At 37.9% G+C, this 10,519-nt stretch carries 9 protein-coding genes; 3 read left to right on the top strand and 6 right to left on the bottom strand.

Translation table 11 applies throughout. The features are described 5' to 3' along the window. The first annotated feature begins 1,122 nt into the window (after nucleotides 1–1,122). Both AC1DG9_RS16600 and AC1DG9_RS16595 read left to right on the top strand, forming a co-directional pair. Nucleotides 1,123–2,763, top strand: coding sequence for a L,D-transpeptidase family protein (locus tag AC1DG9_RS16600; protein WP_172660335.1), 1,641 nt, complete (start codon nucleotides 1,123–1,125; stop codon nucleotides 2,761–2,763). Between the two features lie 248 nt (nucleotides 2,764–3,011). After that, nucleotides 3,012–3,644: a DUF4397 domain-containing protein gene (locus AC1DG9_RS16595; RefSeq protein WP_477634915.1), complete on the top strand. Its 633-nt coding sequence runs from the start codon at nucleotides 3,012–3,014 to the stop codon at nucleotides 3,642–3,644. A 3-nt stretch (nucleotides 3,645–3,647) separates the two neighbouring features. On the opposite strand, the gene rpiB is transcribed toward AC1DG9_RS16595, so the two are convergent. Genes rpiB through AC1DG9_RS16580 form a run of 3 tightly spaced genes read right to left on the bottom strand, consistent with a single transcriptional unit; the run spans nucleotide 3,648 to nucleotide 7,888 of the window. Continuing rightward, nucleotides 3,648–4,097 (bottom strand): ribose 5-phosphate isomerase B, encoded by a 450-nt coding sequence (gene rpiB / locus AC1DG9_RS16590; protein WP_288882778.1) that lies wholly within the window; start codon nucleotides 4,095–4,097, stop codon nucleotides 3,648–3,650. 10 nt (nucleotides 4,098–4,107) lie between these two features. Further along, nucleotides 4,108–6,402: a DUF7133 domain-containing protein gene (locus AC1DG9_RS16585; protein WP_337717944.1), complete on the bottom strand. Its 2,295-nt coding sequence runs from the start codon at nucleotides 6,400–6,402 to the stop codon at nucleotides 4,108–4,110. A 25-nt stretch (nucleotides 6,403–6,427) separates the two neighbouring features. Further along, complete coding sequence (locus AC1DG9_RS16580) at nucleotides 6,428–7,888, bottom strand: aminoacyl-histidine dipeptidase (protein WP_477634914.1); 1,461 nt, start codon at nucleotides 7,886–7,888, stop codon at nucleotides 6,428–6,430. 222 nt (nucleotides 7,889–8,110) lie between these two features. On the opposite strand from AC1DG9_RS16580, the gene AC1DG9_RS16575 reads away from it, so the two are divergent. Next, nucleotides 8,111–8,593: a peroxiredoxin family protein gene (locus tag AC1DG9_RS16575; protein ID WP_172660340.1), complete on the top strand. Its 483-nt coding sequence runs from the start codon at nucleotides 8,111–8,113 to the stop codon at nucleotides 8,591–8,593. Nucleotide 8,594: 1 nt separating this feature from the next. Here AC1DG9_RS16575 and AC1DG9_RS16570 read toward each other — a convergent pair whose 3' ends face one another. From AC1DG9_RS16570 to AC1DG9_RS16560, 3 genes are all read right to left on the bottom strand, one after another. Continuing rightward, entirely contained in the window at nucleotides 8,595–9,383 is a 789-nt protein-coding gene (locus AC1DG9_RS16570) for a DUF3050 domain-containing protein (protein ID WP_172660341.1), read from the bottom strand. A 36-nt stretch (nucleotides 9,384–9,419) separates the two neighbouring features. Further along, the gene (locus AC1DG9_RS16565; protein WP_172660342.1) at nucleotides 9,420–10,109 is read right to left on the bottom strand and encodes an SIP domain-containing protein; all 690 of its coding nucleotides are present in this window, start codon (nucleotides 10,107–10,109) and stop codon (nucleotides 9,420–9,422) included. 76 nt (nucleotides 10,110–10,185) lie between these two features. Beyond that, on the bottom strand, nucleotides 10,186–10,519 hold a 334-nt coding region (locus tag AC1DG9_RS16560; protein WP_477634913.1), incomplete at its 5' end, for a helix-turn-helix domain-containing protein.

The following is a 10,519-nucleotide window of genomic DNA, read 5'->3' as shown; positions in this document are numbered from 1 at the left end:
TCTTTTTCTGTTTTGCAAATCTTTTTTGAAACTCTTTTTCACCTTCCTTTTTCACTGTTTCCCTTCCTCCGAAGCGGGATGCAAAAGTAGGAAAATTCAGCCACCACGCAAACATTTATACACTATTTCTYACAAAATATCCCTAACTCRCTAAACCACAACCAGAAAAATTAACAGCAGGTTAAAATCMGGTTAATTCTTTATCTTAAAATACCACARAAGGTAAAACAAGGCYGGCRAAAAYRACTCCTCACATTATATATATACTATGTGCRTAATCACATCAAATTCTACACTATATATAGTATRYATAACATTAGGTATAATACCCCATCGCCTGACACCTTACATCAAAAAGCCTTACAAACGACAAAATATCGTTCAGAGTCGTTTCAAAGTCGTTCAGAGTCATTGGAAGGTCGTTAAAAAAATACACCTCAACTATTAAAGTGCAAATGAGAAACACCAAAAGCAGACAAGAAAGCAAAAAAAGCCTGTACAAAAGAAAACGGAGTCTCGCTTCTTTCGATTTGAGTACTCCGTTTCCACTTTTTTATCGCCGTAGCCATAAAAAAGCACCAATTCTTCTTTTACTTTACCATTTCGTAGTATTCTTAGTTCTCACGAACTTTGAAACCCGTCTAAGTTATCTCTTTATAAATCATCCCGTAGGCTTCATCATCTGAGATACGTCCGTCCTGACACAGTCTACATACCTTTGCGCTGGGGCTCCGGTAATCTTAAATCTCGTGTTCTCTGTCTCCTTTGAACTTCGAGTTTTTATTTACTGATCATCGAAATTACCAGAATCTTTTTGCCCTTAAGCTAAGTGTTCTTTTTGGAATTTCTTCAGACTGTCAAAGTACTTCGTAATTGATAGATCTAATTTACACACTTAAACCATTGAAAACAAGGAAAATCCGATTTATTTTTCTAACAATTCACTAACAGCTTACCAACAGGTTTTCAACATAGTTATGAACAGCACAAAATCGAAAAGGAACTGTAATACAACAACTTACAAAAACAAAGCACCAAAAAATGTTCATATCCTTAATTTAAGCCCAGCTTTACTTTTCAAATCAATTTGGAATCATGATATTTATTAAATAAAATTAAAGCATGAATTTGTTACGCCCCTTCCCTATTGTAGCCTTTTTGCTTTTTGGTCTGCTATCTTTAAATAGCTGCAACCAATCTGAAAAGAAGGCAACAAAAATCACAAAAGACTCATTAAAAAGACGTTCCATTAAAGACTGGAACAAAACCATCCCTGGAAACTTTAATTCTGAACAGGAGCTTTTTTTTGACACCCTTCAAATTGAGTCATTTATTGCTGCACATCCACTACTCAAAGAATACGCTGCATCAATCCAAAAATTCTACAACAACAGGCACTTTGCTTTTGCATGGTATAACAAAAATGGGTTAATAGAACAGGCAGGCAACCTTACCGATCGGGTTAAAAATCTTAAAGATGAAGGAATCAATAAGGATATCCCATATAGAGCAGCATTGGATTCTATGATCTACGCCAAGCCCAGTAAAAAACCAGATATCAAACTAGAATTGATGCTTACTGCCCAATATTTTGTTTTTGCCAAATTAGCATGGGAAGGTATGGATGCCTCTATTAGCAAATCTTCTGAATGGTTTCTTCCACGTAAAAAGATCGCATACGATGCTTATCTGGATAGTATGATTAAAAGCCCAGCCAAATTTGCAGGTACAACAGTGGCACCCGTTTACAGACAATATGATCTTTTGAAGAACTTCCTTATTAAATATCGCGAGCTTGATCAAAAAGATCCATGGAAACCGATAGTGGCCGATAAAAAATCTTATAAACCTGGAGATTCTTCGGAAGTGATTGCTCAAATAAAAACACGCCTATTCAAGTTGGAGGATTTTAAAGGTGATACTACCGATACTCATTACAATGATGAATTTCTTTTAGCGGTAAAACAGTTTCAGGAAAGAAGTGGCATGACCTCAGATGGTGCCATCGGGCCAGGCACATTAACAGAACTCAATACACCGTTAAAAAAGAGAATCAGACAGCTTTTAGTAAATATGGAGCGTAGCCGATGGTTGCCGGTACAAATTGACTCCAATTACCTTGGTGTAAACATCCCTGAATTTAAACTGCATGTTTACCATGCAGACAGCTTATTATGGAGTGGAAATGTTGTAGTAGGCCAATCTATACACAAAACAGTTATTTTTTCGGGTGACATGAAATATGTAGTATTCAGCCCTTATTGGAATGTCCCTACCAGTATTGTTCGTAATGAAGTTCTGCCCAATATGCGACGCAACAAAAACTACATTAAAAACCATCAGATGGAAATAACGGGTTATAGTGGCGGTTTGCCTGTAGTCAGACAAAAACCCGGACCTAAAAACTCCTTAGGACTTGTAAAGTTTCTGTTCCCAAACAGTTACGACATCTACCTGCACGACACTCCTTCAAAGTCGCTGTTCGGAGAGTCGTCCAGAGCGTTTAGTCATGGTTGTATCCGTGTAGAAGATCCTGCAAAACTTGCAGCATTTCTACTTAAAAACAGCAAGGGCTGGGATGCAGCTAAAATAAAAACGGCTATGAATTCAGGKAAAGAGCAATACGTTACACTAAAAAATAAAGTTCCCGTTTATATAGCCTATTTCACAGCTTTTATTGACCGAAATAACCGGTTAAATTTCCGTAAAGATATTTACAGCAGAGATGAGCCGTTGGCAAGTATGCTACTTAAAGAAGAATAATTTTCATTTTTTCTTAATCCTACTGTAGCGATTTATCAACTAGCCTCGTTTAGTGGTTTGAGAGCGTTAATTTAGATTCAGGGTCGGCTCAATATGAGCCGGCTCTGTTTTTTACCATCAATGCTCTATTGTTAACTATAAACCCTAAACCAATTCTTATGGCCACTAAATCCTTTACTAAAAGCGCTTACTCAAACTCATTTATAATCTGCATTGTAGCTATAATCATCTTGCTTTTAACCCTACTAATGCAATCTTGCAAAAACAATGATCCTGCACCTGATCCAGAACTTTCTCTGTTAAGTGTTACTAACGCCTCGCCAACATTAGCCACTTATAATTTCTATCTGAACCAGAGTAAAGTAAATTCAGGAGCCCTTTCTTTTGGAGGCGTGGTATCTTATTTTCGCTTAAGTCCAGGCGACTATACGGGTAAACTTACAACCGAAAGCAGTACAGAAAGCTTGCTTTCAGAGAGTTTAAAGTTCGAAAACGGCAAAATCTATTCTTTATTCTTTATCGGCAAACAAGCAAGTCTTGATTATCTGCTTATTAACGATAACATTAAAGCTCCTGCCGCTGAAAAAGCATTTGTAAGATTTATTAATTTATCGCCTGATGCTTCTGCGCTTAATCTTGCATTTAAAGATAGCGTTGCAGTAGCTACCGACAAAGCATACAAAGCTGCAAGTGATTTTGTAGAGATTCCTGCTAAAATTTACACCTTCGAAATTAAGGATAAAGCATCCGGTGCTGTAAAAAAAGAACTGAAAGACATCGATATCAAGAAAGGCAAAACTTATACCATCATATCAAGAGGCATGCTTACTCCATCTGGAACAGAACATGCTTTTGACGGACAAGTCATTACAAATCAATAACCCCTACATCTCTCCTCTCTCAATGGCGGCTATTTTTTCTAATCGTTGAACATGTCGTTCTTCATTAGAAAAGATAGCCTTGAGAAACGCTCTAACAATATCTTTAGCTAACTCAATTCCAATAACACGTTCTCCAATACATAAAACATTCACATCGTCGTGCTCAACAGACTGGTGTGCTGAATAGGTATCATGACATACACCAGCTCTTATACCCTTAAATTTATTTGCAGCTACACTAACTCCTACCGAACTGCCGCACACTAAAATTCCTCTATCGCCTTCTTTATTTAACAAAGCATGGGCTACATGCGCAGCATGATCGGGATAATCGCTGGGTGCACTTGTATGAGTACCCTTATCTATCACTTCATATCCATCATCAAGCAACATTTTTACTAATATGGTTTTATATGCAAAACCTGCATGATCTGATCCAATTATAACTTTCATAAATCTAATTTCAGTTTTTTGATTCTAATTCGGCAACTGTAAATGCTTTTTGTCTGCTTTTAAGTTTCTCACGAACACTCACTACGTCTTTAACATCAATTTTACCTGCATTGTTTTGCCACGAGTTTCTAATAAAACTTAACAACTGAGCAATATCTTCATCAGAAATTTCATCGCTATGACCAATTCCAGGCATATCACCAGCAATTTCTGGCGCTTCATATACGTGGCCATTAACATTTACCGGGCCGGTTAATCCAAATAAAACAATTGAAATTAAAGTGTTTTTATCGCCATTTACCCATTGCGACTTATTTAATGGTGGTGCTAAAGAGGCAATACCATTACCATCGTGCGAATGGCAAGTTTGACAGGTAGATAAGAACAGTGCCGATCCTTTTGGATATTCTTTGGCAAGCGCATCCGGATCACGGTTCTTTTTAGTGTTATTATAAGCGGTAATTACTTTCTGTAACTGTTTATTTATTTTCAAATTGGTATCGGGTTCAAACTTGGCTATTGTTTCTTTAAACGACTCTTCGCGATAAGCTAAATTGCTGATCACAGCATCAGAAACAAAACTGTTATTCGGATACTTTTTAGTCAGATTTACCAACATGTTATCAGCGGCTTGTTCATTAAATGGTTTAATATATTTTGATACAAATGCCACATAAGGAGCAGCCAATTCGTCGTTACTATCAACTAATTCATCTAATGCTTTCACATAGCTAGCATAAGACGATGAGTTAATTACCGACGGCAGCACTGTTAACGCCTGCATACGGATTGGCCATTCTGTACTTTTCAATAAGGCCAGCACTTCATTTGTTTCTAATGCATTAAGCCCTTCCAACGTCCATAACGCATGAATCACCTGTAATGGATTTGTCGTTTGTTTTAAAACTGCTTTTAAATGAGGGATTGCTTGCTTGTATTTTCCATCTATCAGCGTTTGCTGAGCCATATCCCGTAAATAACCGTTAGTACTTCCCAATAATGCTATCAATTTTTCAGGATCATTAGGAATGCTTGTAGCAACGGCCTTTTTACCTTTTGGAACAATTTTATAGATTCGGCCACATGCCAATGGCAATGTGAGGTTTCTCGCTTTAATCTGACCTGATAAATATGGCGTAACATAGGTTTTATGCTGAATAATGCCTCTATACATGTCTACAACATATAATGCCCCATCAGGGCCATTGTATAAGCTAACCGGTCTGAATCTTTCATCAACACTGGCCAGGAACTCCTTATCTTTATATGCCTGCTCCCCTTTTACTACATATCCGGTTTCTTTTAAAATATTCCTCTTAATTAAGTTAGCCGAGGGTTCTGCTACAAAAGCATTAAAATCATAAGCACTGCCAAACAGATCTCCCCGGTAAATCAACGGACCGCAAGCTGCTGTAAAGTTTCTTAATCTTAAGCTGTCATCTAATGTTCCTGGAGAATAACCTCTGTTTACGCCCGGGGTTGGTCTAATTGGATATACACGGTTGTTTGGTACTGTTCTTTCAGAAAAGCCATCCACTCCTCTTTGATTTTTATTTGAGGCACCAAAACCGGGACTAAAATAATCGCCCAACAAGTTCGTCGAATTATCATTATAGTATAACCTGCCATAATTATCCTGACTTACTCCCCACTGACCTCTAAAATGAGTATCCTCAATCAACCATTTATCGCCTTGTTTTCTATATCGTTTACTTGATTTTGCATTGTAAATCCAATTGTCAAGGGCTCTTAACAAGCCATTTGGCTGATGCTCCACATTACCATCTACCGCGTATTTACTATCGACAAGCGTCCTTTTTACTGGCTTATCATTTTTAAGTTCATAGTACCATAAGTTTGGCGGTTCAGCCACCAGAATACCATCTTCAATTAAACAAATTGCCCTTGGCAGCACCAATGAGTCGATTACTAGTTTACGCTCGTCTGCAACACCATCTTTATTTTTATCTTCCAGAATAATGATCTTACCCGATGGCTTATCTTCTCCGGTACCCAATGTATCAGGCATATATCCATTCATTTCTACTACCCACATACGCCCTTTCTGATCAAAGCTCATTGCCACAGGTGTTGTTACTATTGGCTCGGCTGCAATAAGTTCTACCTCAAAACCATCTTCTATAACCATTTTACTTATGGATTCATCAGCAGGAACCACCGGTGATGTGTTAAAGTCGATGGGTTTATCGGAAGTAGCTTTTGTTGTAGAAACCTTTTTATAACTCTGACATTGGTATAAAGAAAATACAATAAGGATTAAAAATGCGTATATGTAAACTTTCATAATAGGAACAAACGTAGAATAGTATTTAGTTATTTTTAAGTGGAATTTGTTGAAGTACTTTTAGCAAATAGCCCCAGAATTTTTGTACTGAAGATACCTGTACCTTTTCATCGGGCGAATGTGCACCATGAATTGTTGGTCCAAAGGAGATCATATCCATTCCCGGCAGGTGGCCACCCAAAATACCGCACTCTAAACCAGCGTGGCAGGCATTAACATTAGGTTCGGAATTAAAACTGGATCTATATAGATCAGCCATCAATTMTAAAATACTGGAATCGGGATTAGGTTTCCAACCCGGATAATCGCCACTGCGTGAAACATCGCATCCAATAATTTCCAGAGATGCACCAACGGCAATTGCAACATCTCGTTTAGTGCTTTCAACACTACTGCGTTGCAATGATTGGGTCACAAACTCTCCGTTTCCAATAATCACTCTGGCCAGGTTAGAAGAGGCTTCCACCAGGTCAGCAATATCAGGGCTCATCCTAAAAACACCGTTTGGAAGAGAGTAAACTGCATTCACGATCTTGGTAAAATCTGCTTCGTCCATTGCAAACTTAGGCAATTGGGTTTCAACGGCAGAAATCAATAAAGAAGGTTCTATGGCATGAAATTCTGCCTCAACAATAGCTGTAAAACTTTTTATAAAGGAATTAAACTTTTCTTTTTGAGCAGGTGTTACCACAACCACAGCTTTAGATTCTCTTGGAATGGCATTTCTTAGGCTTCCGCCATCTACCGAACTCAACTGAATACCAAGTTCCTTATTTGCCTCATAAAGTAACCGGTTCATCAATTTATTCGCGTTGGCCCTGCCTTTATGGATATCCATACCGGAGTGGCCGCCTAGTAAACCTTTTATAGAGATCTCAAAAGCAATGCTGCTGTCTGCAACCTGTTTTTGTTTATAAGTATATATCGTATTTGTATCTATACCGCCGGCACAGCCGATGGTAAGCTCATCATCTTCTTCTGTATCAAGGTTCAGCAAAATAGTTCCTGAGAGATTAGACGGATCAAGCTCCTTTGCCCCCGTCATCCCGGTTTCTTCATCTATTGTAAATAAAGCTTCAATAGAAGGATGAGCAATATCTGATGAAGCTAAAATGCTCATAATGGTGGCAACGCCAATACCGTTATCGGCGCCCAGGGTAGTACCCTTAGCTTTAACCCAATCGCCATCTACATACATTTCTATCCCCTGAGTATCAAAATTAAAGATTGTATCGCCATTCTTTTGATGAACCATATCAAGATGCGACTGCAGAATTACAGTTTGTCTGCTTTCCATACCAGTGGTTGCCGGCTTCTTTATAATTACATTTCCAGTACGATCCTGAATTGTTTGTAGTCCAAGGTTTTTACCAAAGTCAACCATAAACTGTATTACCCTTTGCTCCTTCTTTGATGCACGGGGTATTGCATTTAAACTGATAAAATTATTCCAAAGCGATGCCGGCTCTAAACTTTCAACTTTCATTCCTTGCTCATTTGTATGTAAACAAACTTAGAGAAAAGTTTTTATATACAATTAAGGCTAACCTTTTATCATCTTATTGTTGCACAAACCAACCATTTGCAAGTACTTAGGGCAACAGTCCTTATCCACAGCCCAATGTTCTATTGTAAAAATTAGGTTTTAAATGACGATAATTATTATAAAGAATATGATATTAGCGCTTTCTTTTATTAAGAACATTCTATGAAAAAAATAATATTCTCTTTAATCCTTTGTGCATTTTCTACAATTGCTTTTAGCCAGGCGCTTTTGCCGGGTAGTGTGTTGCCTACTGCGGTTTTCTATAAAACTGATGGCAATGCTTATTCTACAAGTCAGATAGCAAAAGGGAAAAAAGCTTTATTGATGTTCTTTGACGCTACTTGCGAACACTGCCAAAGAACGGCTGCAAACATGTCTAAAAGAACTAAAGAGCTAAAGAACGTTAATATTTATATGATTACGCAGGATGAGCAACGTTCTATAGATTACTTTTTTACCAATTATGGTAAGCCATTACAGGCACTAAAGAATGTTACGATACTACAAGATCGCGATCATGTGTTTATTCCCTTGTTTCACCCTAAACAATATCCATCGCTATACCTTTACGATACAGCTAAAAAACTGACGTTTTATTCAAGCAATGAAAAGGATTTACCAAAATTCTTTGATCTGATGAAATAATTTATGCTGTTGTAGTGGCGAATACAATTTTGTTGTAAGCGCCATCCCATAGTTCAATCCGCTTTTTAAGCGATTCTATTGTAGCTTGTTCTGCGGCCTTCCAGTATTCATCGCTATTACCGCATAGATCTGAAGTCATTTCTAGCGCAAGGTGACTATGATGATCTCCATCCACCTCGATGTGCCTATCCAGATAGTACTTAAATAAAGAGATCTGATCAGGGAATTTCTTGTTCAGGTCGTTTACTATAGTCAGGAACATATTAGGTATCAAATCTTCTCTGCCAAACGTAAACGTGCTTGCCTGCAAATGCGGCTGATTGCTGTTGATAATTTTAAAAGTAAAGTTCACAAAGCTTCGTGCCTCATCTGGAGTATCAGACAACTCATAAGCCTTATTCAAATCACCTGTTGTTTTCAATGCGTTTACAAACTGATCAATCTGATTGATATCTGCTCCGCATTGCTGCATTGCCTCAAGGTACATTTCAAAGTGACTTTTCCTTTCACCTTTACTATCCACATCAGATTCTTCTCCGGCAACGATCTCATTAATTAAATACCTGTTGTTTGCCGATCCAACCGGAAACCAGGGAATAGTGGTACAGGTAAGGTTAATTTGAAGCGATTTTAACAGCGACATGAAATCCCAAACTGCGTACACATGGTATTGCATAAAGATCCTCAGATCTTCAAGATCATTGATAACTGAATAAACTTTATGATTGATTATCTGCTGCCTTAATGGCTCTATTTCGTTTTGGATTCTTTCCAGCGGTGCACTACTCATTATTCCTTCTTTATTCCTGATGGCAAAGATAAAATTTTACCACCAAAAACCCTGAACTTTAACACGTCCATTAAAACCTGGTAATGCTTTAATTATTTTTCTGAGCTCAACAACCATAGGAACATTGCCGGCTAAGTATACCGCGCCACCATCAAGATTTTGTTCCTGTAACCATTCCTGCAAATTATTGATATTGCTACTCACTTTTTGAGGGATAGCCTCCAATGTAGAATCGAAGTACGACATAAATGCTTTACGGTGTTCTTCTTCCTTGATTACTACAGCTCCAGATACATTTCCCTTRCCAGCCAATTGCTCTAAAGCCAAAAAATGCCCTATTGCAGAACTATCGCCAAGGCAGGTTAACGAAGCAGAAGGAACTGGCTTTGTAAAAGTACTTGAAATTCCAAGATACATTATCTCGTCCTTTGGTTTTAAGCTGGCAGCCCATTTACTTCCGCTACCGTCGTGTGCTGCATCAACATACAATGTACAGGTTTGTGTATCCTCATCCCAATGCGCAGGTGTATAGTCTCTGTAAACCCCATCGGAAACCTTACATTTCATGTGCTGTACGCTTTGCCACTTGCTCATATCTACCCCTGGCAAGTGCAGATCTATTTCATAAAACGTTGAAGGATTCCATGCACGAACATCCAGAACATGTCCTGTTTTGCCAAATTGTTTTTCAAATATTACAAGCGCCTTTCTTTTTATTAAATTCATAATTCCTTGTTTTGATGTTACAAAACAACATTAAAAACGTTCACTTTGCAATGAAGAAAGAAAGGTAAGTATTGGACTATTTGCGGTATATAGCCCTAAAGGCTCCGGCAGAAGTGCCGGCAAACTTAGTAAACAATCTGGAAAAATAAGTATGATCTGAGAATCCCAATTCAAATGAGATTTCTTTTACCGTTAGATCGGTATAATATAGCAACCGCTTTGCTTCGAGTACAATCTCATTATGAATCCAGTAACTAACCGGAAAGCCTGTGAGCCCTTTAACCACTTCATTTAAATAAGTAAGGGAAATATTTAATTTCTCTGCGTATTCAGAAGGGCCTTTAATCGTTTTAAAATTTGCCAGCAGCAAACTCCTGAATTGACTATTGATTTGCACCGGTCTGGTATTT

It is taken from the genome of Pedobacter sp. 05L430 (assembly GCF_056397585.1).
This window is presented reverse-complemented; position numbering and strand designations above follow the sequence as displayed.

Bases quoted from the DNA above. Each gene is read 5' to 3' on its own strand.
- AC1DG9_RS16595 (WP_477634915.1), top strand. From the start codon at position 3,012: ATGCAATCTTGCAAAAACAATGATCCTGCACCTGATCCAGAACTTTCT.
- rpiB (WP_288882778.1), bottom strand. From the start codon at position 4,097: ATGAAAGTTATAATTGGATCAGATCATGCAGGTTTTGCATATAAAACC.
- AC1DG9_RS16585 (WP_337717944.1), bottom strand. From the start codon at position 6,402: ATGAAAGTTTACATATACGCATTTTTAATCCTTATTGTATTTTCTTTA.
- AC1DG9_RS16575 (WP_172660340.1), top strand. From the start codon at position 8,111: ATGAAAAAAATAATATTCTCTTTAATCCTTTGTGCATTTTCTACAATT.
- AC1DG9_RS16570 (WP_172660341.1), bottom strand. From the start codon at position 9,383: ATGAGTAGTGCACCGCTGGAAAGAATCCAAAACGAAATAGAGCCATTA.